Origin of the sequence: Nocardia rhizosphaerae, from assembly GCF_042650365.1 — a bacterium.
Taxonomy (GTDB): Bacteria; Actinomycetota; Actinomycetes; order Mycobacteriales; family Mycobacteriaceae; genus Nocardia; species Nocardia rhizosphaerae.
The window spans coordinates 523,798-548,681 of sequence record NZ_JBHSBA010000015.1 but is presented as its reverse complement, the minus strand read 5'-3'; the positions used below and the strand labels follow the sequence as shown (position 1 = coordinate 548,681).

The following is a 24,884-nucleotide window of genomic DNA, read 5'->3' as shown; positions in this document are numbered from 1 at the left end:
GGATCACCCCGCTCGCACGACGACAGCCGCGTCGGTGCTCGGCGCGCCCGGATCGACCCGCGCGGAGGCGGTGATCGAGGACAGCGCCCGGCCGAACGCGGCGAGGTATTCGTCCATCACCGCCGCCGGTAGCCCGGCCGGATAGCGGGTCGAGACGTAGAGGCCGTCGCCCGAGCGAACCACCCACAGGAACACCTCGTCGCGCGAGTACGATTCGGCCCGCAAGGTACGTCCACGCAGGTCGGCGACCAGTTCGTAGCCGGGCAGGATGCGGACGTCGAGGAACGAGATCCCGAACCTGGGTGTTTCCGCGACGCCGAGCAGCTCCAGCACGCGGACCCAGGACGCGTCGTTGGCCGTGCGCGAACGCCGCAAGGCGGCACGGGCGGTGTCGAGCACGGCGGTGGTGTCCGAGCCCGGCGGCACGGCGATGTCGACCGGGACCACGTTGACGAACCAGCCCATCGACTCCAGCCAGCGCAAGTCGGGCCGGGTCGCGATCGGCATCACCGCGCGCATCCGATCGGTGCCGAAGCGCCGTCGATGCGCCACCGCCAGCGCCGCGAACACGGCCACCGACAGCCGGTGCCCGATCCGGTCGAGCACCGCCTCGACCTGTTCGAGTTCGGCGAGGTCGAGCAGGCGGCGCGACACGCTCGGCTGCGGCAGGTCGGCGGTGACGGAACCGAGCGCGTAGGGGGTGAACCGGGGCATGGCGCCCGCACCGGCGGTGAGGAAGTCCCGCCACAGGGCGACCGAGGGCGCGCCCGGGTGCAGTTCGGCCGCGATCGCCCGCTCGACCACCGCGAAATCAGCGGCGCTGGCGAAAGTCGCCGACTCCCGCGCCGCCTCGCCCGCCAGCACCTCCCGATACAGTCCACGCAGCTCCAGGATGAGGATGGCCTGGGAGTAAGCGTCGAGCACCGAGTGATCCGCGGCGACGAGAACGGTGAAGTCGCCGGTACCGGCGTGCTCGACCGTCGCCGCGAGCAGGTGCGGCCACACCAGCGGTGAGAGTTCCAGTTCCAGTGTTTCGCACAGGAATTCGTTGATCGCGGCACCGTCGGTGACCGCATCGATCGGCCGCTCGACGACGGCGAGCGCGGTGTCGGCGGCGACGAGGCGGCGCGGCTCGCCCGCGGTCTCGACCCGGACGGTCGTACGCAGCCCTTCGTGCCGGACATGCCATCGGCGCAGCGTCTCGCGCCAGGCGGCCCGGTCCAATGCCGCGTCCATCTCGAAGACGGTGCCGATCCAGCGCCCTCGACCCGGCCGCTGATCGGTGGGATCGATACCGGCGCAGTACCCGGCGTGGACGCTGGCCAGCGGGCGGTCGTCGGCCTGCCAGGCCGTGTCGGGGACCGAGGGCGTCCAGATCGACAATCGACCGGAACGAATCTCGAATTCGGACAGATGGGTGTATTCCATGACCGGGTTCACCTCGCGACGAGAATGTGCCGAAGCGGCGGAATGTGAATGTGAGAAAGGGGGCACGTCGGTGTGTCTCCACGGGTTCTGCAACTTCGTCGGCGACCAGGTCCAGGAAGTTTCAGTGCGCTCGATGCTATAACCGCGACCCAGTATTCCGTGAGCGTGATCGCTACCACACCGCACCTGAACAAAACTCCGCAGCCTGCGCTTTTTTCCATGCTACGAATGATTCGGGTTGCTGCTCAGACATTTTCAGATGGAATTCATCGAGGCACAACGATGTCTTCCGGCACTTTTGTTCACACACTCGAATCTGCCGCTGTGCGGGCCCTCACAAACCCGACGAACAGGTGTCCGCCAACGTTTTCCCGGTGTTCATTCGAGGCAGCCCGGTCTCGTGGTCCAGCACGGGCGGAGCGGACCGGGACACGGCTTCGCCGCCGGCGCGCAAGCCCAGCGGCGAAGCGGTGCGCGTCCCGAGTGGGTTCAGGCTCCGAGCAGGCGGATGTCGATGTCGAGCACCGCGGCCGGTTCGGTGAGTCGGCTTTTCGTCGACCGGATCACCGACACTCACGACGAGATCGGCCCGCGTGGGCGCATTCGTCTTGTGCCCGTTTTGAGGGTGATGAGCCGGTATCCAGGGTGATCCCCGGTGAAGACAGCGGCCCCGCGCCGGATTTCTCCGGAGCGGGGCCGCAAACGAAAAGTACTGCTATGAGCTACTTTTCACACACTCGATACCACTACTTCTGCGCGGCCTTGAACTCGCGACGACGGCGATGCAGGATCGGCTCGGTGTAGCTACTTCGGACCAGATACCCGCCCTCAACTGCTGTTACTTAAGCTACTTAAGCCGGTAGTCGGCCTGTGACCGTTTGTGGACGCTTTGGTAGGTCAGCCGGCATGACCAGCCCCCATCGCGCATCAGCCAGGTCGACACCCGACGCCCATCAGGCACCAAGCGGACAGCTGGGCTACCTGCGGCGCGCGAAAGGATGCAGTGGCCCAGTGCATTCCCGCCGTCTGCGTGGTCCTGGGGTAGGGCACGAGACGACCTCTGTCATGACCTCGATCCATGTCAGCAGTGGTCTCGGCCGCATGAGCCGATCCGCCTCCAGACGCAAAGACCAGAGCGGACTGGGACGGTAGAGCGGTATCGCCTGCCCGATCGCGAAACCGCCTACTGACACGGTTCCATCGATATCGATGCTGGTGAGCCCCTGCAGGAGAACCCGGCCGCCCTGCGGCCGAGTCGTGACGGCTGCGATCTCACAGTAGATTCCATAGCTGGTCGACAGCATGCCGATTTCTTCAGCAAGCGCTTCCGGAGACAGGTCGGAGGGGAACTCGTGCGCGTCGGCGCCGCGGATCGAGATGAGCGCCTGTGACGGCTGGTTGCTGGTTCCGCTTGTCAAGGCGTGTCCGGCCAGCTGCATTCCGCCGGCGGACGATAGGTCGACTTCAGCGATGACGGTGAATGACTGGTCGTACGAGTTGTAGAAGGTGGCGCACACCAAGTCGCCAACGACGATCCCGGCCAACGCCTTTTTCAGTGGGCCGGAACTCGGGTCAGCTGAGCCAGGAACGGGCATGGTCGGTACTCCAAGTCGGTTTGCTGCGAAAGGGACGGTGGTTTGTCGTAGACGACAATCTCGGCTTCCCCCGCCGGGTTGTCACAGTCACGACCCATCACCGCCGCCAACACACCAGCAGAGCCGCAAACGTGTTCCACGGCGCAACGCGATGCGTGTCAACGCTGACGGTGGTTTCGGCCTCGACCCCACCCGTCGCGCTGTCGGCCAGCCGTTCGACCACCAACACGCAGATCGAGACAACCGCCCAGGCCAGACCTCACCTAACACTCGACAGGTCGAGACTTTCCTGCCACCGATTGCTCCACCGCGCAGGCATTGGCCATTGGATACGCGCTCCTCAGAGGTCGCTTAGCCGCAGGTATCCGTCCTGCAGTGCTCGGGCGAGCAAGGCTGCTTTGGTGTGGGCAGGTCGGCCGGCACGCTCGTACTTCTCGCGGATGCGTTCCAGATGGGTGTTCATCGTTCCGGTTGCGATATGCAACTTCGCGCAGGCATCGGATTTGGTATCACTGAGAATCCACCCGACCAGGACTTCACGTTCCCGGGGGCTCAACGCCGGCCGAATCGGCTGGTCGAGCAGTGTATCCGTCATCACCATCACCTCTCACCTGCTGTCACACCGAACATGCTTTCCACGCTACGGAATTGACTGGTTGGGCATCAGTCCCACTTGGTTGACCCTGAATTGGGGGTCAAAGGTAGTGACGGCGACGAACTAGTGGCCCGCGTCGGAGATCTCGCGGGGTGTCCCGTCGCCGTCTATCTCGACTCGACGGACGCCTTGGTCGGGATCGGTCACGACCAGCGTCGCGATCGTGGCCCGGCCTGGCGGTAGTACTCGGACTACGACGCTGCCTGCGGCAGCTCGCCGCAGTTCGGTCGTGACTAGTCCACGCAACCGGCGGTACAGATCGGCGTCGATATCGGCGCCGTTGGAGCCGTAATCGTCGACGAGCACCACCTCGACCCCGCGATCACGCGCGGCGCGCGCCGCTTCGACCACCGGTCCCGTCGCCAAGGCGGGCGCCCGCAGCGCGTCACGTAGCTGAGCCTCCAGCGCACGGCATTCCGCGCGGTCGGCCTCGACGAGTTGATCCGGACCGGCGATCCGTACGAGCACCGGTCGCACCAGCCGGTCGAGGGCGACCGCTTGGTCGTGGCGTTCGGCCAGGGTTGCCTCCGCGGCCGCCGCCACAGCCGTACGCTTCGCGGATTCTTCGTGCAGGGTGAAGATTTCGGCGGCCGCGGGCCGGATGGTGTAGGCGAAGAAGGTGGCCATCAACAGCGGTCCCAGATTGATGAACGAGAGTACGAACCCGAACGCGGCGCCGGCGCCATGGCGTGCGGACCACGCACTGTGGAGGGCAATCATGGCGCCCATACCGAGCCAGGCCGCGGCGGTACGACCACGCACACACAGGAATGTCGCGATGGCCGTTCCGGCGGCTTGTGGCCACGCCACCTGCGTCGTGACGGTGGGCGGAAACGGAATCGTGCTGAGGACCAGCAGCACCGATCCGGGGATCGTCGCGGTGGCACAGATGGTCGGTGTCAGGGCCAGGGGGTCGGACCGGGCGATCAGTAGCACCGCGGTGCCACCGGCCGCCACAACGAACGCCGCCACCAGGGGCCAACGCACTGCGACATCTCCCCACGAGCTGATCATCAGGCTTGCGAGCGCGCACAGATACAAGCCGGCCACCAGCCAGGCGCCGGAGGTATCCATGCCGAGCAGCGCGCGGGCGTCGCTACGGTGTCCGCTCACTGTGCGGCCTGCCAGCTGAGCTGAACTGTTGTCCCCGCCCCCGGATGGGAATCGAGTTGCACCGCGCCGCCGGGCAATTGGCGCACGCGACCGAGTATGCTGACTGCGATCCCGAGCCGGTGCGGCGCGACAGCCGCGGGTTCGAAGCCGATTCCGTTGTCGTACACAGCGATATCGAGCCGGTCCGAGCCGATCCGCGCCCGTACCACCCGTACTGCCGCCGCGCCCGCGTGGCGGACGCTGTTGCGAGCGGCTTCCGCTGCGGCATCGGCGAGGACGTGCGCCGCGGCGGCCGGGATGATCACCGCGTCGGCGTGGGTGGTGATGTCGATCGGGAGCGTCGAGTCGACGTCGGCGATCGCCGTACGCAGGTATGCGGCGAACTCGGCAGGAGTGAGGTCGCGGGTTTCGTCGGGCTCCAATTCGGCGAGTTTGGTGAGGGTGATCTCGGCTTGCCTGCGCACCTCGCCACGGTCGGTGGTGCGGGCGGTCGCCAGCAACGTCGACATCACCCAGTCGTGTAGCAGACCATTGAAGCGGGAGCGCTGAACCATACGAGCCCTGTTCGCGGCCGCTCCGGCAGCGGCGGCGTGTGCCTGGGTCCTGGTGTCGTCCAGGACCCGGCCGATACGGAAGGCCATCAAGGCTGCGGCGACGTAGAGCAGGCAGAACGACAGTGAGAACAGTACGTCGGGAAGCAGATGGGTGGATCGCTCGGCCCCGCGCGACAGGTATGCGTCGAGCTGGCTCGGTAGTACGGCCGCGACGAGCACGACGAGAGTCGGTGTGGGAGGCCACACGAGCGCTGCCAGCAGGCCGGCCAAACCGGGAATCGTCGTGATCCACGGATCGCGACTCAGCGACTCGCCGTGCCACGCGAGTGGCCACGATACCGCGGCGGCGACGAACGCGATGGCGCCGATCCCGGCGACGGACCGCAGTGCCGCCACTTCGTCGCGAAACGACAAGGCTGCCAGCATAATCGGCGGGCCGAATACCGAGGGAACGGCGAACAGCGTCCACCAGAGGTCGAGGTGGGCAGCCTGCTCCACGATGTCACCGGCCAGTAGGAAGAGGTAGAAGCCGAACCCGCACGCGATGAAGCGGCCGAACAGCCGCGTCACCCTGGACTCGGCGCTGTCGTTCTCGGTGGTCAGCGTTGTTTGCGCCGCGGTATCGGCAACCACCCGTCCTCCAGTGCGCGTTTGTAGAGCTCGGTCTTGGTCGGGGACGGCCTGCCCGCCTCGGCGTATTTCTGCCGGACCCGGGCCAGGTAGACGTTCACTGTTTCCTTGGAGATCCCGAGCAACCGCGCGACACGTTCGGCGGACTCGCCGGAGGCATAGAGCGCCAGCACATCCAGTTGTCGCGGGCTCAGGCCGAGATCGCCCACCTCGGTATCGGAGTCGATCGCCGCCGCCCAGTCCATGGTCGGGGCGAGCTCGCCGCGCGCAGCCAGACGCACCGCATCGACGATGTGTTCCTCGCGGTCGGACTTGCGCACCACCCCTAGCACCCCCGCGCGTGCCGCGGCTCGGACCTGGAACAGTTCTTCCCCTGAGGTGAAGACCAGCGTTTCGATGCCCGCCGCCCGCAGGTGCCGCACATTCTCCGTGGGAGAGGAGCCGTCAGGGAGCCGCAGATCGAGGAGAGCCAGGTCGAGATCGGTGGTGACGGCGAGCAGTTCGCCGACCGACGGAGCGTCCGCAACGATTGTGACCTCAGGTGCCGCAGCGAGTAGGTAGCGCAAGCCGGTGACGGTGACGCGGTGATCGTCGACCACGCCGATCCGGTACTGCCGCCCGGTGTACGCGGCGCTCACCGTCGTCGCCTGTCTCGGTCGGCGACCCGGCAGGGCTGTCGAGGTCTGGTGCGCGTGCGGGCGAACTCCGGGTGGGAATCGCATCCTGAAGGGAGAACACGGTATTGGTGACCGATCACGCGTACATAGTCTCATCTACGGCTCGCCACGTTACCGGTTGGCAATTCCGTGATCGGTATCGGCGTAGATCGCATCCACCCAGGCGGGCCGCACGACCGTTCCCCGCCAGGTGTAGCCGCGCTGGAGCAGTGTCGCGACCCGCAGCGTCGGGCCCGGTTCGCCACGCACCGACCGGACCTCGTGGACGGCGGGATCGACCGATTCGCCCGGGCGGCCGATCGGGCGAACCCCACAGTCGTCCAGGATCACCTCGAGCTCTTCGACCAGCGACGCCAGCGGTGAATCCGGCTCGGGTTCGCTGAGCTCGGCCCGGTCGATCACGCGCGCCAATCGCAGGGCGATGGGGAGCAGATACTCGGTGGCCAGACCTGATTCGGCCACGGCCACCCGCTGCTGCAGTGAGGCCACGAGCTGGCGGTAGCCCCGGTCGTCGAGCAATCGACGGGTGAACAGGTCGGTCAGGCCCGCCAGTTGGGTGCTGATCTCGTCGAGGTGAGTGTGGATCGGCGCAGCGCTGTCCGGATTCATGTCACCTTGGTCCAGGTCAGCTGGGACCGGCTGGTCGCTACGTCGGCGGGGGTGAGATTGGCGGCGCGTTCGATCTCCATTTCACCCAGGAACGCCCCGTCGACCAGGTCGACCACCTCGATATGCAGGGTGCCGTCGATATCGCAGGAGAACACCACCCGGATCGGTGAGCCTGCGGGCCGGGGCGCCAGCGTGAGCTGAGCCCGGCCCAGAATCCGGACGAATCGCGGGTCGACGCCGTCTTCGTCACCTTCGGTGACCTGGAGCAACAGGGTGCGTTGTCCGTCGGTGACGGTCGTGAACCAGTCGGCGGTGACCTGACACGGCACCGTTCGGTTCGGCTCGACCACGATGCAATTCGACGGCACGCCGCGGTCGTCGTCGGCCACGACACCCAGCCCGTGGGAAACCACATCGTTGATCTCGACGATGCGCCGACCGGCCAGGACGGGAAGTCGGCTCGTCGCGGCAGCATGACGCAGTTCACCGATGATCGCGGCGCCGAGCGCGACCGCCTCGTCGGGATGGACCGAGATGTCCGGCGCTGTTCCGGTGACGCGCTCGACGAGGTCACGCACCATCGGCATCCGCGTCGATCCACCTACCAACAGCACCTTGTCCAGGTCCGCGAAGCCGACTCCAGCCGCCTCCACCGTCTCCACGATCAGGTACTCGCAGCGCACGAGCAGGTGGCGGGACAGGCCGGCGAATCCGGCTCGGGTGAGTCTCAGCGTCGTCGAGCGTTCCTGGTCGGTGAGAAACAGGGTGGTCGACTCGGCCGTGCTGAGCCTGCGTTTGGCGTCCTCCGCGCGCTCGCGCAGCTGTGCGCCCGCGACCGAGTCCTCGTCGAAGGCGGTCCCGCCGGTGCGCACGAATTCCGAGAGCGCCCAGGTGATGATCGCGTTGTCGAAGTCATAGCCGCCGAGCTGGGGATCGCCGCCGACGGCGAGCACATCGAAAGCCTCGCCCGTGCAGCGCATCACGGTGATGTCGAGGGTTCCACCGCCGAGATCGATGACGAGCAGGAGTCCGCGATAGTTTCGACCGAGCCCGAAACTCACCGCCGCCGCCGTCGGTTCGTTGACGATGCCGAGGACCGAGAGACCCGCGATCTCGCCCGCCTGCCGAGTCGCCATGCGTTGGGCTTCGTCGAAGTAGGCGGGCACGGTGATCACAGCGTCCGCGACGTACTGGCCGAGTGTGAACCCTGCGCCCGCGACCACGGATTTGAGGATCAGGGCCGAAACCTCTTCCGGGCGATACGCGGTGTCGCTCGATTCAGGATAGAAGCGGAAATCAGGGTTGCCCATGTGGCGTTTGACGAACTGTACCGTGTCCAGCGGAAAGGCGCTCGACTGGCGTTTCGCGTGAGTGCCGACAACGATGTCGGCGCCGGTGAACAAGACCACCGACGGTGTCAATTTCTCGCGGTCGCGATTCGGCAGGATCTCCGCGCTGCCCGCCGAATTGATCGCGGCGACCGCCGAATACGTGGTTCCGAGGTCGATGCCGAGAACATGTGCGGTCATCGGGTGAGCCGACCCGCCGCTTTCCAGCGCGGCACCCAGCAGGTCGTGTAGACGAGGAATCCGATGCCCGCCGCCGCGAGGACGAGCAGGAATCCGATGCCCGCCGCGCCCGCGCTTATCATGATGAAAGCCAGGACCGCGGCCACCAGCGGAATCCCGATCGCGCGCGGTGTGGAGAACCCGAACAGACCGGGCACCTCCCAGGCCATCTGTTCCATCCCGTCGAGGTACTCGAGGATGTCACGCGCCCGATTGGCGATGTCGAAGTCGTTGCTCGGCAGGCTCGTTGCTCGCTCGACCAGCGTGCGCATCGCGGTGATCTCGTCCTCGGAAGTCACCACGTAGCTGTCGTCGTTCTGCACCCGAGGGGTCTTCTCGGCCTTGTCGAGCAGGGCGTTGGCAAGGTAGAAAGCGACCAATTCCTCACCACTGTGCCGGGCATAGACCGGTTCGAGCACCTCGAGCGCCTTGTCCACCAGGCCGTGCTGCAGGTAGACGCCGCCGATCGCGACATGGTAGATGAACTCCTCGGGCGCCAAACGTGCCGCGGCTTGATAGCTGCTCAGCGCATCGGCCCACTGCTGCATCTGTTCCTGGATCAGCGCGGTCTGGAACAGGTATTCAGGGTTGTTCGGCGCGATGGTGGTCGCTTGCCTGGCTTCGTAGATCGCGTCCTGCAACTGACCGATCCCCGCGTTGGCGCGCGCACGAATGATCCACGCTTCGGGCGAGTTTCCTGCGGTGTGCGTGGCCTCCCTGGCCGCGTAGGCGGCCGATCGGTAGTCGCCGCGGCCCAGCGCCGCGCGGGCCTGGGCGAGCCAGTCACCGCCCTCGACCGGTGCGGCGGGACCCACGACGCCACCCGTGCTCAGGTCACGGTCGTAGGCTCGCCGTTTCGCGGGCTCGAGCAGAATCTCGTATGCCTCGCGCAAATGGGTGGATTTGGTCTCGGCCTCTTGCCGAGTGCTGAGATCGGCGCTCGCGGTCCGTTTGGTCCAAATCCGTGTCTGGCGCTTGTGCGCCGTACGAATGGTGTCGTCGTCGGCATCGCGTGCGACACCGAGCAGATCGTAGTAGTCGACTTTCACAGTCACCGGTTGACTCCGAATTCGTTCAGCGACAGTATCTCTGGCTCATCACCACGGTCGCATCTGCGGAGTGTTCGCCGGTATCCGCTATTCGGACGACATCGCCGCCGACTGTCGGTCGAGGAGCGGACAGACGGCGGGTGTTCGCGTCGATACCGTTGCGGGGCATACTGAATCACGCACCCAAGGAGGAATACTGTGGCCGGCTTGAAATGCAAATGTGGTCGCCCGTTGATCGATTGCCAGGGCTGCAAGGGGAAAGGCGGATCGAGCGGCATTCTCGGCCCGCTGCATTGTGGTCAGTGCACGCAGGGCCTGGTGTGCGCCGATCACGGCAAACACTGGAAATAGCCCAGTGACAAGTGTCGGCGGCGGCGTCCCTCGCCGAGCTCGAGATCAGCCCACACACGGTGAACGTGTCGCCACGGCGGATTCGGGCCACGTACGCCGACGCCGGGACGCCGGTTCCGTCTCGGGCAGCGCTGCGGTCGGCGGCACAACGCGACAGGCACGCTCCGCGTTCGTGGTGGCGGCCGCGCGGTCCGCAATTGTCCGCGCCACAATGCATCCCACATCTGCCGAGGTGAAGCAGCCGGCCGGTGGGTCATTGCGGTGCGTCGCGTGGGAGCACCTGGTCTGGGGCTGGATCGGGGCTGTGACCGCGGCCGGGTTCCGGGGAACGGCGCAACCACCACACCCGGACCACCAGGACCGCCGCGCCGAGCAGGCTCACCGCGGAACCGACCACGATCGCCCACCACCACCAGGGCAGCGGGACAGCAACCACGAGGTCGGCGGTGTAGTTGGTGACCTCCCCGGACTCGGTCATCACGACCAGATGCAGCGTGTGCCTGCCCGGGGGCAGGGTCGGGGGGATATCGAGGCGGATCGGGCCGTCACCAGGTTCGATCCGGCCTGCCCCCAACGTGATCGGCGTGCTGTGGACCTCGGCCCAATAGGTGCTGGGTTCGGTCCATTCTCGGTGTGCGTACAGGCAGACGCCCTGCTCGACGGCCAGTTGCCTGCGTGCCATCGTCAGCGCCATGGGCATACATGTGCGTTCGCCGGTGGTGACTGTCGGTGGGCGTCGGCCGGTGGTGGCGCTGGTATCGCCGGGTTCGTCCGTTCCCGAGGACCACGTGGCGATCGCTCCCGCGATGCGCCCGTAGCCCGTCGTGTTCGGATGCATGAGCTCTTGCAGGCCTGCTTGGTCGGTGAACGTCTTGGCCGCGCCGTCGAGAAGGGCTGCGGGGACTATCCCCGACCGGTCCCCGTCACACAGGGTGTTGGCGGGTTGCATCGCACTCTCGACCGCATCGACGAAGTAGATCTTGCGGCTGTCGCCGGCTGCGGCGTGCACCGCGAGGGCCAGCGCTTCGTTCAGTTGTGTGACGATCCGGTTGGCGAAGGTCACCTCGCGGGCCGAAAACTCGCCGCAACCGACGCCGACAACGTTCGGGAACACCATCGGGTAACCGAGCACGATCAGTGGCGCTTCGTGACCTCGCCGGGCGACGTAGCGTTCGACATTGATCGCGTCGTACAGCGCACGATAGGTATCGGGCAGTTGGGTGCCGAGTTCGTGTATTCGCTGGGCGATCCCGCGGTCGGCCAGGCTCGTTCCGATGGGGGTTCCGTCGGCGGCGGCGTCGCTGTGTCCGCACTCGATGTCGATGGCGGCCTGCCATTCCACCCCGGTAACAGGCGATCTATACACGGTCACCGGCAGCTCGTTCGGGAACAAGCACCGAATAACGATGCCGGCGAACCCGATGTCGTTGCCGCCGATGCTCAGGAACGCCGCGTCGAGGGCTTCGTCGGCACGGCTCATCTGTTCGATCTGCGACATGTCCGGCACCCTGCCGGCTTGCGGGGCAACCAGATTGACCTGGACTGCGTCCGAGCAGGCGTAGTTTCTGACCTGATCGGCGCTGATCAGCTGCGCGACATGAGTTTTCGGTGACCGATGGCACAGTGCGTTCGCCGCGGGGCTTGCCGGTTCGTAGGTGCCCGCGCCTTCGCCGGAGGCGTAGGAGTCCCCGAAGACGCCGACGGTGCCTTCGGCCATCAGCTTCTTCAACCAGTCACCGGCTACCGCAGTGTAGTCACCAGCATCGGCGACGGTGATGGTGCCGTCGTGCCTACCGCTGGCTCCACTGGCCGATACCGCGACGATCCGGTACGCGGCCTCGCCGCTCGCGTGGCCGACCGGTAGCTCCCAGTCGAATGAGTGGTGCGCGCCGGGTGGCAGATTCCCGATCCGCACGAGCGGGGGTGTCACCGCGGGGAACAAGTGCGCGTTCGCGACGAAGGCCAGCGAGACCCGCACATCGTTCGCCCGGCCGGTCAGCGAGGTGTTGTGCACTGTCAGCCGGATGGTGGCGCTGCCACCGCCGATCGCCTTCGCCGGCGCGTCCACCTCGAGCCGAAGCTTGTTGGCGGCCAGGTTCGACAGTGTGTCGATCAGGTGTCGGCCGTTGTCGGCGCTGAAGAACTGTCCGCCGGTTTCATTCGCGATGCATGTCAGTTGTTCGGCACCTTTGCCGGTGAGCTCGAAGGCGACACCATATACCCGAAGGTCGAAGCCTTCCGCACGGATCTGCTTCGCTGTCTCGCATGGGTCGCCGCCACAGGTCGCTTCTCCGTCGGAGACCAAGACCATCGCCGCTGATCGGAACCCTTTGTCGGACAACGCGTCGGCGGCGTCACGCAACGCCGGTCCGATCGGGGTGCTGCCGTCGGCGCGCAGGGCGAGCACGTCAGCGGTGAGCGTGGTTCGGGTGCCCGGTGACAACGCACGCATGTCGAGCTCGTCGACGAAGCCACCCGAATCGCAGGATCCGCCTCCCGGATACGTCCACACCCCGACCGGCGCACTGTCGTCCAATTCCCGGACGATGCCGAGTACCGATCGTTTCGCGCTGTCGAGCTTGTGCACTCCCGCAGAATCCGATTCATCCATCGACCCCGACGTGTCGAGGACCACGAGCACGGGCGCATCGTTGTGCGTCGCCGCGGGAGCGGCCACGGCGGGGGCCGCGCCCGGGCCGCCAACGAGCGCGCTACCCCCGACCACGGCGGCGGCGACCAGCCAGGCGATCGCACGCATACTCACCCTTCCTCGGTCAGCGCGACGATGCCGTCGCGACTGCCACGGACGGACCCGGTGACGGTGATCCGTTCCGGGTCGCCGGCGACCGCTGTCAGCACGATCATGAACTGCAGCGCACCCGGCGTCGGCACCGCGACCTTCGCGGTACGGCCGTAGGCGACTTCGGCCTCGGCGACCCGGTTACCATCCGCGAAGACCTCCACGCGTACCGTACTGCCCGGCTGTGAGTCGGTCGGCAGACCGAAACTCAGGTCCACGTCCTCGACCGCTCCCCCGAACTCCCACAGCGGCCCTCGCGGTGGTGTACTCGGCCGATCGCGCACCGAGCACGACAGCGCGTTGTCCTGTTCGGCGCCGGCCTGGGTGTAGCTGCCGGTGCCGCACCCGTCCCGGGTGGTGTCGATGTTCGCCAGGTAGGCCGTCGCCGGGACATCCGCGACGACGACGGTGACGATGTCGGGCAGCGGTGAACCCGCCGGGGGCTCGATGCCGAGCACCGAGCCCGGATTCGCACCAGGGACGTACTGCCGGTTCACCACCAGCTCAGCGCCGAGTTCGACCAGATGGGTCCGCACCTGCACCTCGGTCAGGCCCGCGATCTCGGGAACCGCGGCGGGAGCTGACACTGTCACCACCACGGTGCCGGAAATCGGTGCACCGTAGGCCGGTTGCTGGTCGATCACGATCCCGGTGAGCCCGGAGAACGGCACCGTGCGGGTCTCGACCACGGCTCGCGCGGCGGTGGAGTCGGCAAGGACCTGCCGGGCGGCTTCCTCGGTCAGGCCGCGCACGTCCGGCATCACCATCGAGTCAGCGGGCAGAACCGAATCCTCACGCGCAGGACTGGATTCGGTGACGGCCGTTTCGTGGGCGATGCGGGTGTTGTTGACCCAGAACCCGGTCGCGGCACCCGCGCCGAAGAGGCCGAGGATCGCTGCCAGCGTGGCGAACACCAGCAGCCGCCGCCCATTGGACGTGGTCGTCGGCCTATCCATGAACCAGCCCTTCCGCCACCGATGTCAGCGCGGTCTCCGCGCGCAGAGCCGAAGGGTAGCCGCCGTCCCGCCTCGTGCGCTGTCGTCCGAACGACCGACAACCGGAGTTGTCTGTCGGCCGGATAGCCGATACCGGTGCGGCACGGTGCCGGTCATGCTGAGCAGATGTCGTCAGGATCTCCGAATCCCGGCCGGCGAGGGCCGGCCGAATCGTTGCTCGGATCGCTGTTCGATTCCGCGGTCGCGGTGATCCCGATCCGGCCGCTGACGCTCAATGACCTGATTGTGGGCGCGGTGCGCGCCGTCGCCCGGCACTGGCGGGTGACGGTGGGCTTCACGGCGGCCGCCGTCACCGCCTTCGTCGCAGTCTTCCTCGCGGCGCTGTTCGTGGTGACGCTTGCTGCCGAGAAGGTGCTGGACTCGATGGCGAGTTCCACGGACATGATGACCGGGCTGATAGTCGGCGCGGGGCTGATCCTGGCGGCCTATCTCTGCTTGGTCTTCGTCCTCGGCATCCCGTGTGACGCCGCGATCAACGGCGTGACCATCATTGCCGCGAACCAGGCGATCCGTGGCGCCCCGGTGGCGTTCGCCGAGGTCGTCAGACAAATGCGACAACGGTTCTGGCCGCTGTGTAGGTTGATGGCCGCGTTCTACGTAGTGATCATCGTGCCGGTCTGGCTGGTTCCGATCCTGCTGCTCCTGGCAGGGGCAGGGCCGGCGGTGTTCATGCTGTTCCCGCTGATCTTCGTGGCCGAGTTCGCGATGGGCGTGTTGTTCAGCCTCGCGCCGGTCGTGCTTGTCGTGGAGGGCACCGGAGTCACACCGGCCTTGAAGCGGTCCGTGCAGTTGGCCCGACCCGCCTTCTGGCGCCTGCTCGGCTTGCACACCGCGTGGGCGGTGCTGATCATGGTCGTGTTGGTCCTCATCACGATGCCGTTCGGCCTGGCCACCTGGCTCGTCAGTAATGGACTACTCGCCGGGCTTCCCGTCGAACTGGCCTGGGCCGTATTCCTGCTCGCCTACCTCTGTGTTGCGCTGCCGGTTTTCCGTACCGCCCAAGCACTCGTCTACACCGACCTGCGGATCCGCCAGGGCGACTACGGTGACCAGCTGCGCCGCGAACGGGCAGAACAGTCCGGTTCGTGCACCGAGGCGCCTGTCCCCCGCCCGACCACGCCGAGGGTCGGTCCGGTGGTCGCGTTGCGCCCATATCATCTCGCGCGCGTCGGAATCGCTACCGCTGTCTTGTTCGCGCTGCTCGACTTTCCCGGCATTCCGTGGCTGATCATCGCCGCGGGTTGCGGATACGTCGAGTGGCGCACCCGAACCAACAAGGTGCCGTGGCCGCCAAGGGTGCACGACCTGCTCGTCAGCGCGCAGCTCGCCGAGGACACCGAGCCCACGACCGGCACCTCGACACCGAGTCCACCGGACCAGAACACAACACCGCATTCCCGGTCTGCGCCGCAACGCGCGTCCGCACCGCACGTCGACGGCGGCCATGAGGCACCGGAGGACCACGCCACCGGTGACCGACTCGACGGTCCGAGCCCAGCACCGAACGCCACACCGACGCCGGTCTCCCTGCGCAAACCGTCCCGGCCTACGACACCTGACCTGCCCACCGCCGTGACGGCGCTGCCCTCCACGGCGGCACTCGTCCACGGAATGGACGCCGGCGCCCAAGAGCCCACAACGCCATCCGAAACCTCTGTGCCGCTGAGTACGTCGACCGGCGAACAACCATCATCCGCCAGCCGGACCCTGCCCACATTGCACCACGACCAGACGGAACCCGCAGCCCCGACGCCACCGCACGCCACTCCTCCGATCAGCCTGCACAAGCCCACAATCGGCACCGAACCCGCCGAGCCACCGACGCCGGGCGGCGCATCCGACGCCGCAGCGCCGATCACGCACCCCGCGATGGGGCCGCGCCCGCAGATCGAACAGCCGACACCCCTCAGCCCGACTCGAGAACACAATGCGGCGGTCGTCATCGCGCTCGGCATCGTCGCCCTACTGGCGCTCGGCGCCGGCGCCGTCTGGTACCTGTTCGACCGGACAGTCGAGCCGTCGGCCAACACGGGCACCGCCAACAGTCTTCGCGCGACCTTCCCGCAGCGCCCAGATGCCACCTGGTCCTTCGACGCGACATCGGTATTCGCGGGCGCGAAGTTCGCCGCACCCGTACCGTCCCCGACCGGCGCCAACCCGCCCGGCTTCCTCGACCTCGGCGAGGTCATGGTCACCATCGCTGTCAAGCCCGGAACCGATCAAGACCCCGTACTCGTCGCGATCGAGGCCGACACTGGCGCCCTGCGCTGGCACACCCCGCTCGGATTCTACGGCTCGTGCGCCGCGAATACCGTCGACGGCCTGCTGCCCTGTTTCAGCAAGCCGGGTCCTGGCCCTGACCAGTTCGAAGGGGTGTCGTTCTTCCGCATCTCCGACGGCTCTGTCGACCACCGGATCCCCATCTCGAACGTCGCCCGGGTCGCGGTGGTCGGCCACGACGTGATCACCGCTGGCTACGACCGGATCTCGCGTGGCACGACCAGCGATCTGCGAAGGCACTGGAGCGTCGAACGTACCTCCACCGAACGCTGCCCTGGTTCCGGCGATACCCAGTACTTCGGCGCGACAGAAGATTTCGTCTACTTCGGCAACGATGCGGGCAGCACGGTGCTGCGGGCACACGACGGCATACCAGTAGTCGCAACCGATGCGATCTCGGTCGCAATCTATCCCGGCCGAGGTCTCACGGCCGCGGTCTGCCCGGGCGGGTCGCGGTCGGTGCGCGCCACCGTGGTCGTGAACGCACACGGTGAGCACCTGCGCACCCACGAAACCTACGGCGGATTCACTGCCCCGCTCGTGCTGCCCGCCGCGCCGGACCTCTACCTTATCGACGGCGCCGCCTACGATTTCGCTTCCGGTGAACGGGTCTGGTCGGCAGGGTCCGGCGTGACCGACATCATCGACAGCACCGTCGTTCACCTCGACGCCCACACGCTCTCGGCCCACGAGTTCGCGACCGGAACGACCCGATGGACGACCACGTTCGAGGCCTCCGACTCCTTCACGGTGCCCTTCCAGTGGCTCACCGACCGCGAACGGGTGATCTTCGCCAAGGACGAACACATCGAGGCCATTGACCTCGGTTCGGGAGCGATCACCTGGTCGATACCGGCGGGCGACGGCAACCCGCAGCGCGCCGGCGACGGGTTCGCGACCATCGATGCCTCGACGCTGACCTACTACGCGCCGACCGGCCCACCCACGACAGGCCCCACCGACCGCGCGGCCGAACCTCGCGCGGATTCGACCGTCACACGGTGCCCGCAGACGCCGGAGCTGACGCCGGTCCACTATCGAACCAGCACCGAAGGTTTGATCGCGCGCATGGAACTGCGGGCCACGTGCGCAGGCGGCGACATCGTCTCCACGAACGCGCTACGGGTGCGAATCAGTGACCGCGCCCAGACAATCGCCGACGGAGTCTTCGATTTCTCCCATCAACCGCTGGTGCTGCCGCCGGCCGATGACAGCACCGCGATTGTGCACGAGTTCGTGTTTCCCGTCGGCACGTTCTGGCGCCTACCGAACACGCTCGGCGGCAGCGACCCCGAGGCCCGCCAGATCAACGGAGCGTTCAGCACACATGTCGTGACGTGCACAAACCTCGGCGCCGGCAATCAGGCCCCACAGAAGCAGGTGCAGCGCCCGGGACCAGCCGCGAGCTCCACCGCGGTCGGCGCCGCGGCCGGCATCGACGCCGAGGCCGCAGCGCTCGATGCCCTGCGCGCCCAGGCCGACGCCGACCGGCCATGGGTCCAACGCGACCTCGCCGACCGCTGGCTACCGCAACTGTCGTCGAAACAGCCCGGTCTCGTCGCCCCCGACACCGATGGCCGGACGCTGACATGGACCGCAACCACCATCCTCGAGCAGCACCTGCGGCTACGCCTGCAGTACCCCGAGGTACGCCTGGTCCGCAGTGACGAATGGCGAACCTTCGACCTACGTGGGTGGTGGGTCACCATCGCGGGAACGACCTTCCCGGACCCGGATTCCGCCAACAACTGGTGCGATGCGAAACGGATCCCGATCGAGGAATGCTTCGCCAAAGTTGTCAGCGACACCCGCGACCCGCAAGGAACCACCCGTTACCGCCACCGCTGACATCCCGCCTGCCGATGAGTGCCGGTGAGTGCCGACGCACCACCTACAGATCGTCGAGCCGAACGCAGCCGTCTGCAGCGCACGCGCCACCAGCGCGGCTTTGGTCGAAGCGCACGACACACCTCGGACTCGGAATCGCTGAAGATCCAAGCCAACTGTTGAGCTCAGCACCGGCACGTCTGGAGCTTGAAGGAAGGAACCTGGCGAATCGAATCGACTCCGATGCTTTGGGCGGAAACCTTCGACGGTGTGAACAACGTCGAAGCTCGACAGCAACTGACATGCGCGGAAAACCGATACTTCAAGGCTCCAGAAGCTTCCGCGGGCAATAGCTCCGCAGGAACCAGAGGTACGGAGATCGATGTCCACAGCGGAACCGGAGAAATGTATATCAGTCCGGGACTCGACGCCGCATACGCTGAAGCGACGATCACCCTATGGGATATCGCCGCGCGCGGGCTACGAGCCGAGCCAGATACCGATCACCTGAAGGTCGGGTTCGAGATGAGAAAGGAGAACGGCTCATGGAAGGTATGCGACTGGGGCTCGGAGAATAGCGGAAGTGACTCGCCAATGCTTCGAAACCGTTTTACGCTGTTGGGGTGGAAGCTTTCCGGCCCGCCCTCGTGAAGCTGTACGTCGATCGAATTCGGCGTCCCCTGTTCGACCGATACCGCGTTCTCCGTTCGCGTCATACGGTTTTCGAGTCAGTTGCATGAACTTGCCTGATGAAGAGAATCGGAACAAGCGGAGGAACAGAGTGCGCACGACCATGAGTTCGAAGACCGTTCGGGCGACGGTAAGCCTTGCGGCGTTGGCGTTGTCGATCGGGGCGGCGCCGGGTGTGTCGCTGGCCGATACCGGCAGCGCTGATTCCGGCAGCGCGGTCATCGACACCGGTAGCGGGGTGCTCGATGGCGTCATCGATACCGGCAGCGGAATCCTCGATGGCGGAAGTGGCGTCCTGGGTGAGCTGTTCGGCAGCGGATCGGCGGCGACGCAGCAGTGCAACAACTCGACGAAGTCCGGAGGCGAGGGCGTCACCACGACGATTCATCAGCTCGGCACAGGCGGCCCGGCCAGTTTCGTTCTGGTCTATGAGACCTACGACGTTCCCGATCGTATCCAGGTGTTCTATCAAGGGGCCCAGGTTCACGACACCGGCTATGTGGGTGATCAGATCAACCAGGGCACCGGCTCTGCGGTCGTGGCGATCCCCGCCGGTGCAGCGACGTCGGTCACGGTCCGAGTCACGGGCCCGAGCGGCACCAAATGGGACTACACCGTCCGCTGCCCCTAGGTATTCACCTGGACCGGAGGCGAACTCGGGAGCATGTCCGTGGCCGGCGCCGGCGGCAACTCGACCGTGTCCGTGGGTTGCCGCCGAGGCGAGATTGCGCGGTTGCCCTGCCAGCGCGTCGGCGTGCTCGCTGGTGCCTGGCGTCTCGACATCGAAGGGCGGGACTCGAGAAGGATGCTGTCATGGCGATCGTTTCGAACGTGTCCTGATCCGTCTCGTCGGGTGTGCGGCGCGCCGACCGCTGCGATCGCGAAGGCGAAGGGCAACAATGGCGTCTGCTATTTCGTAGTCGGGGCGGATTCATTGGCCACTTCTCCCCTAGCCGCCGAGGTTCATCGGGCCGAACGGATCCGGGCCCATCTCAGGTGCCTGGCCGGGACTGGTGGGCGAATAATGGCGAGGGTGAGTTCAGGTGCGGCATCGACGCGGCCGGTGCTGGGTGCGCGGATCGATCGGATCGCGGCCTCGACGCTGAGTGCGGTCGAGGCGGCTGTCGCCGTGGTGTACCTGGGCGGTGGTGGCGTCGGGGCCGTGTCGATGCTAATCCATGCGGGGTTGCTGGGGTGGGCACTGTGGCGGTGGAACCGGCCGTGGAGTCCGCCTTCGGAGTTGATCGTGGCGGGGGTGTACTTGCTGTGTACACCACTGGTGGTGGACGGTCCAGCGTTCACCACGGCGGCCAGTCCTATGTTGGCGGTCGCTGGGACTGTGGTGGTGACGGTGGCGATGTCGCGCGCGGTCCGGGTGTCGCTTCCCGCCACCATGATCGTGGTCTCCGCCTGGGCATCGGGTGCGGTGTTGGTACCCGGGGTCGACCGGCCATGGACCATCTTCAGCCTCGACTTCCTGGTGGTCGAGTGGGCCGTCGCCGCGGTGTTGCGTTCGCTGGTCTTGCGGTCGGCGCAGATCACCGACGACGCGTTCGCCCAGTACACGTCCAGCAGAATCGATGCTGAGGTCATGGCGGCGCGCCGCCGCGACGAGCGCGAAACGTGGGCGACGCTGCACGACACCGCCGCATCGACGTTGGCGATGGTGGGCCAGGGCATCGTTGTCGACGACGACCGGTTACGTGCCCAAGCCCGTCGCGACCTGCAGGCCGTACGGCGCGGCGCTCAGGCGCTGAACACTGATGACTTCGCCCGCCGCATCGATGAGCGCGTGAGAGAGACCGCTACCTCGGTCCAGTTCTGTGGTCGCGCCGCAGGTCCGGACAACCCCCGCACCAGCCAGGCAGTGGTGGCCGCGGTCGGCGAGGCGTTGACCAATGTCGATCGACATGCCGACGCGAACCTGGTGACGATCGAATTCGGGGGAACTAACCTTCGCATCGTCGACGACGGAATCGGCTTCGATCCCCGCGACGCCGCGCTCTCACCTGACCGGTTCGGCATACGGAACTCGATCCGACGTCGTCTCGCTGATGCGGGAGCCACGGTCGAGATCGTTTCGTCGCCCGGCGCGGGGACCGCGGTCGAGATCCGATGGGGCATGGCCCCTGAACCGGACCTGCGCCGCGATGTGGACGACGCGCTACGACTGCTGCGCGGCTACGGGTACGGGCTGGTGGTGATCGCCGTCGTCGTCTCCGGGTTGCAGGGGCTCAACGCCCTCTCCGCCGCGCACCCGATGGCGCAAATCGGCATCCTGACCGCTGCCGTGCTGACCGCGTTCGTCGCGATAGCGGAGATCCGCTATGCCCTTCCCACGGCCTTGTGGTGGATCGCGGCGACGGTCGTGCTGATACTCGCTCCGTTGCAGACGGCACTCCTGGCCCCCGAGCAGGTCACCAGCAGCGCCAACTGGGCGGTAGCCGCACTCGGCTGGCAACTCGCCGCCCTCTCGGTCCGTCGAGGAAGCCGCATCGGCCTGGGATTGCTCGGTGCGTTGTGGTCGGCCGGAACAGCCACGGCGGTCGCGGTCGCCTCCGTCGGAGTTCTGTCGACACTGCTGTACACCGTGATCAGCGTGACGGTCCTGCAGGGCGTCGCGCTCGGATTCAGCGACTTCCTGCGTTGGGCCGTGCGGCGGACACGACAAGCAGGCACCGACTTGGCCGACCTCCAGATCCAGACCACACTCACCGCGGCACTGCACCGGGACCGCCGTCAGCGTTACCAGCGCATGTCCCGCCAACTCGTTCCTGTTCTGCAACAGCTGGCCAACGACCCCGGCTCCGCGTCGAAACCGGCGGTCCGAGCGGCATGCTCGCTCGAGTCGACCCGGCTACGACGGCTGTTCGCCGAGGACCCACTCGCTACGGCAGCGCTGCTCGACGAGCTAGCCCCCTCGATCGAAGCCGCCGAAGCACGCGGTATCGCAGTAGCCACCCATTCGATCGGCAGCACCGTCGAACTCGATCCACAAGCGCACACCGAGGCGCTGACCGCCGCGATAATCTTGCTCGCAGGCACCCGAACCCGAGCCAAGATCGTCATCACCGGCACGCCCGACCAGCGCGCCGACCTCAGCATCACCTGCGACTGCGACGACACCTGCACCGAGGCCGTCACCGCAAGCTCACCACAGGCCACGCTGATCAGCTCCGACGGTCTGGTCTGGGCGACAGTGCCGCTGCCCTGACCCGACTGGAGTCCGGGCGCAGACACTGTTCCGGACAACAGAGGTGAAGGTGCCCCACCCCAGTGACAGCGGCATGCCGGTCGCGGTGATCGACGACCACTCCGTCGTTCACGCCGGCATCACCGGCTGGTGTGCCGCCGCGGACCCACCGATCCGCGTCGCCGCCCGCTACCACAGCCCCGGCGAGATCCTGGCTGACCCCGACGCGAACCCGGACACCCTCGCCGCGGTCGTGTTGGATCTGCAGTTCGCCGAATCCAGACCCGACCTGAGCTCCACAGCAGCACTGTGCGAGAAGGGGTTCCGGATCGTGGTCTTCTCCCAACACACTCGCAGCGACCTGGTCCTCGACTGCCTCGACCTGGGGGTGGTCACCTACCTATCCAAACTGGAAGGCGAGGTCCACCTCGTCGCTGCACTCCACGCCGCTGGAGCCAACCGGCCCTACCTCAGCCCCACAATGGCTCAGGCGATGAGCCAGGACACCCGGCTGAACAGACCCACTCTGTCACCGCGTGAACGGGAAGTCCTGCTCGCCTGGTTCCAAACCGAATCCAAGGCGCTGGTCGGGAAACGACTGTTCATCACCCCCGGAACCGTGAACACCCACCTCGAACGGATCCGCGCGAAGTACGCCCAAGTCGGGCGCCCCGCGTCCACCAAAGCCGCGCTCGTCGCCCGAGCGATCCAGGACGGGCTCGTCGACCCTGAACAGCTATAAGGTGTCTCGGGGATCGCGATCGTATTCACCCAGTGACCCGCGCAGACGAAGACGCTACCGACGACGCCACTTGCCTCGAGCCGCATCGCGAGCAGGCCCGCGAATCCGTGCGGTCCTGTCCGCTGTTCGGCAGATACTCGACTGGCGGTGCAGCTCATACGGTTTCCTCACGAAACCCCTGAGCGCTGCCACCTCGAGGAGCATCACATGAAGTTGCGTTTCACCTTGTTTGTCATGGTGATCGCCCTGTCCGGGAGCGGTATCAGCTGTTCGTCGGACACCGCGAGCCCGCAATCGATGCCCGCGGAGGAGTCCACCACGCGGGAAGACACGACGATGCCCCAGCCGCCGGCGCACGGCCTGATCTTCGCCCAGTACGCACAGAATCCGCAGGCATTGGTGATCGAGATCGTCGACCCGTCCACCGGAAATCGCGGTACTCTCGCCCGCTTTCCTGGTGCAACACTGCTCGGCGGTCTGCACCAGCCCGGACTTGATAGCGAACTCGGGTTCCGAACTCTGGTCTCGCCCGATCTGACCAAAGTGCTGGTCAACCGGAAGATCGATGGAGACCTCCATGCGGGGTGGCTGGATCGAGCCGGCGCGTTCACCGATGTGACTGCCGCGGTGCAGGGGCCGAAAACCGATTTCAGTGGCCCTATCACAGGCAACGGATACGGTTTCGACGGTCGGGGCCGCTTCTACTACTCGCACCAAATCGGCGAACAAACTCAGATCCTCGCATTCGAAGCGGGCGCGGTACGCGACGGCACGGTCGTGCACACCGTCGGTGGAACCGGGTTAATCCCCCGGCCCCTTCTCACCGCGAGCGGGGACCTCGACTTCGATGTAGCGGATGGCTGCTCGGTGATCAGCGCCCAGACCTGGGCAGGGGAAAGGTACGTGTTCGCCAAGGGTTCACAACTGTCTCGTTCGACCGAGAACTCCTCGCGCGCGATCGGGTCGTGTGGAGGCTGGCTCGACCTGCTTCCCGCGACCAATCGTGCGAAGGTACTGAATCCGGTCGCGAGCCCCGACGGCAGCCGGATCGCATTCATGTATCGCAACACCGACGGGAACTTCTCTCTGTACACGGTGGGCATCGATGGCGGTACACCGGAGAAGTTGGCGGTCGCGCCTGGCCAAGGGACGCTGGTGGGATGGCGATGAGCTATCGGGGCCGAATCGTGCTGCACCCCGCTGCCCGTGTCCTGATTCTCGCTATCGCGATAGGTGTTGTCGCTGGCTGCACGTCCCAGCAACAGCCGCCGAATAACACGATCGCTGGATCCACATCGGCAGTGTCGGGACGGTCCCAGATCCGTCACCTGACCGAGGATCTGTTGCTCCCGGAGTCGGACTTCCCGGCCGGCGGTGAATTTCACCGTTCCGCGATCGAGGTTGTTCGCAATCTCGACGCGCCCACCGACAGCTGCGATCCCCGAGGTTGGGTCCGCGACGGGGATCAGGAAACCGCCGCAAACGTGATGGTGGGCGCGGACGAACGGCTCCGATACAGTATCCAACTGTTCGCAGTGGGCGAAGACCTGGATGTGGTGGCCTGGAAGATGCGTTGCCTGCCACGCACCGATTCGAAAGAGGAATCGCGTGCCGCGACATCGACGGTGTTGCCCGATTGGGCAGTCGTCGTCGAGACCGCTCGCGTAGCGAGCGACAAGCTCACCCATTGGGCGGCTGGATCGCACCGGGGCATCCTGGTGATGGCGTCAGTGAGTGGTCCACGCAACGCGGTCACCGCAGATTCGCGAACGTTGATCGAGCGAATGTTCAATGCCCAGATCGAACGGTTTGATGCGCGTATCCCCGAGTAGTTCGGCCCTACTGGAACAACGGTAGCCGGCTACTATCCCCGTTACCTTGTTCGTGGGCCCGGAACCGGGCCCACGGTCACCGGGCCCGGTATGACTACTTCCCCGAGTCGAACGCATGATCCGGGGGGTGGTGTCGCCGGCACCGGTGGCGTCGACGGACCGCTGATGGGGACAGGGCCGCTACTCAGGTCTCTTCGTAACGTGGGTGCCGGGCGTTGACGCTTCGATCGGTGACCGTATCCGCCAGCGGTTTCTCACTCGACGAGGAAACACGA

The 24,884-nt window shown here is 66.4% G+C and carries 18 protein-coding genes; 7 read left to right on the top strand and 11 right to left on the bottom strand.

Going from position 1 to position 24,884, the window contains the following annotated elements:
* Positions 1-3 precede the first annotated feature (3 nt).
* The 11 genes from ACFOW8_RS24690 to ACFOW8_RS24640 all read right to left on the bottom strand — a co-directional run bounded on the left by ACFOW8_RS24690 (position 4) and on the right by ACFOW8_RS24640 (position 13,985).
* Positions 4-1,428: a condensation domain-containing protein gene (locus tag ACFOW8_RS24690; RefSeq protein ID WP_378553855.1), complete on the bottom strand. Its 1,425-nt coding sequence runs from the start codon at positions 1,426-1,428 to the stop codon at positions 4-6.
* 977 nt (positions 1,429-2,405) lie between these two features.
* On the bottom strand, positions 2,406-3,023 hold the full coding sequence (locus ACFOW8_RS24685) for a hypothetical protein (protein ID WP_378553854.1): 618 nt from the start codon (positions 3,021-3,023) through the stop codon (positions 2,406-2,408).
* Between the two features lie 340 nt (positions 3,024-3,363).
* Positions 3,364-3,618 carry a LuxR C-terminal-related transcriptional regulator gene (locus ACFOW8_RS24680; protein ID WP_378553853.1) on the bottom strand — a complete coding sequence of 85 codons (255 nt, stop codon included), beginning with the start codon at positions 3,616-3,618 and terminating at the stop codon, positions 3,364-3,366.
* Positions 3,619-3,741: 123 nt separating this feature from the next.
* Positions 3,742-4,791: a hypothetical protein gene (locus tag ACFOW8_RS24675; RefSeq protein WP_378553852.1), complete on the bottom strand. Its 1,050-nt coding sequence runs from the start codon at positions 4,789-4,791 to the stop codon at positions 3,742-3,744.
* Positions 4,788-5,978 (bottom strand): ATP-binding protein, encoded by a 1,191-nt coding sequence (locus ACFOW8_RS24670; RefSeq protein WP_378553851.1) that lies wholly within the window; start codon positions 5,976-5,978, stop codon positions 4,788-4,790. The genes ACFOW8_RS24675 and ACFOW8_RS24670 overlap by 4 nt, the downstream gene beginning before the upstream one ends.
* Entirely contained in the window at positions 5,945-6,613 is a 669-nt protein-coding gene (locus ACFOW8_RS24665; RefSeq protein WP_378553850.1) for a LuxR C-terminal-related transcriptional regulator, read from the bottom strand. The genes ACFOW8_RS24670 and ACFOW8_RS24665 overlap by 34 nt, the downstream gene beginning before the upstream one ends.
* 150 nt (positions 6,614-6,763) lie before the next feature.
* Positions 6,764-7,261, bottom strand: a complete 498-nt coding sequence (grpE, locus tag ACFOW8_RS24660) for a nucleotide exchange factor GrpE (protein ID WP_378553849.1) — start codon at positions 7,259-7,261, stop codon at positions 6,764-6,766.
* Positions 7,258-8,790: an Hsp70 family protein gene (locus tag ACFOW8_RS24655; RefSeq protein WP_378553848.1), complete on the bottom strand. Its 1,533-nt coding sequence runs from the start codon at positions 8,788-8,790 to the stop codon at positions 7,258-7,260. Before ACFOW8_RS24655 ends, grpE begins: the two co-directional genes overlap by 4 nt.
* Entirely contained in the window at positions 8,787-9,884 is a 1,098-nt protein-coding gene (locus ACFOW8_RS24650; protein WP_378553846.1) for a J domain-containing protein, read from the bottom strand. The genes ACFOW8_RS24655 and ACFOW8_RS24650 overlap by 4 nt, the downstream gene beginning before the upstream one ends.
* Positions 9,885-10,482: 598 nt before the next feature.
* Positions 10,483-12,987 carry a VWA domain-containing protein gene (locus tag ACFOW8_RS24645; protein WP_378554665.1) on the bottom strand — a complete coding sequence of 835 codons (2,505 nt, stop codon included), beginning with the start codon at positions 12,985-12,987 and terminating at the stop codon, positions 10,483-10,485.
* A 2-nt stretch (positions 12,988-12,989) separates the two neighbouring features.
* Positions 12,990-13,985, bottom strand: a complete 996-nt coding sequence (locus ACFOW8_RS24640) for a PASTA domain-containing protein (RefSeq protein ID WP_378553845.1) — start codon at positions 13,983-13,985, stop codon at positions 12,990-12,992.
* A 165-nt stretch (positions 13,986-14,150) separates the two neighbouring features.
* On the opposite strand from ACFOW8_RS24640, the gene ACFOW8_RS24635 reads away from it, so the two are divergent.
* From ACFOW8_RS24635 to ACFOW8_RS24605, 7 genes are all read left to right on the top strand, one after another.
* Positions 14,151-18,173 (top strand): outer membrane protein assembly factor BamB family protein, encoded by a 4,023-nt coding sequence (locus ACFOW8_RS24635; protein WP_378553844.1) that lies wholly within the window; start codon positions 14,151-14,153, stop codon positions 18,171-18,173.
* 186 nt (positions 18,174-18,359) lie between these two features.
* Positions 18,360-18,803: a hypothetical protein gene (locus ACFOW8_RS24630; protein ID WP_378553843.1), complete on the top strand. Its 444-nt coding sequence runs from the start codon at positions 18,360-18,362 to the stop codon at positions 18,801-18,803.
* A gap of 142 nt (positions 18,804-18,945) precedes the next feature.
* The gene (locus ACFOW8_RS24625) at positions 18,946-19,473 is read left to right on the top strand and encodes a hypothetical protein (protein ID WP_378553842.1); all 528 of its coding nucleotides are present in this window, start codon (positions 18,946-18,948) and stop codon (positions 19,471-19,473) included.
* 33 nt (positions 19,474-19,506) lie between these two features.
* Positions 19,507-22,056 carry an ATP-binding protein gene (locus ACFOW8_RS24620; protein ID WP_378553841.1) on the top strand — a complete coding sequence of 850 codons (2,550 nt, stop codon included), beginning with the start codon at positions 19,507-19,509 and terminating at the stop codon, positions 22,054-22,056.
* Between the two features lie 49 nt (positions 22,057-22,105).
* Positions 22,106-22,777 carry a LuxR C-terminal-related transcriptional regulator gene (locus tag ACFOW8_RS24615; protein ID WP_378553840.1) on the top strand — a complete coding sequence of 224 codons (672 nt, stop codon included), beginning with the start codon at positions 22,106-22,108 and terminating at the stop codon, positions 22,775-22,777.
* Between the two features lie 207 nt (positions 22,778-22,984).
* Positions 22,985-23,947 (top strand): hypothetical protein, encoded by a 963-nt coding sequence (locus tag ACFOW8_RS24610; protein ID WP_378553839.1) that lies wholly within the window; start codon positions 22,985-22,987, stop codon positions 23,945-23,947.
* Positions 23,938-24,609 carry a hypothetical protein gene (locus ACFOW8_RS24605; protein ID WP_378553838.1) on the top strand — a complete coding sequence of 224 codons (672 nt, stop codon included), beginning with the start codon at positions 23,938-23,940 and terminating at the stop codon, positions 24,607-24,609. Before ACFOW8_RS24610 ends, ACFOW8_RS24605 begins: the two co-directional genes overlap by 10 nt.
* Positions 24,610-24,884 lie beyond the last annotated feature (275 nt).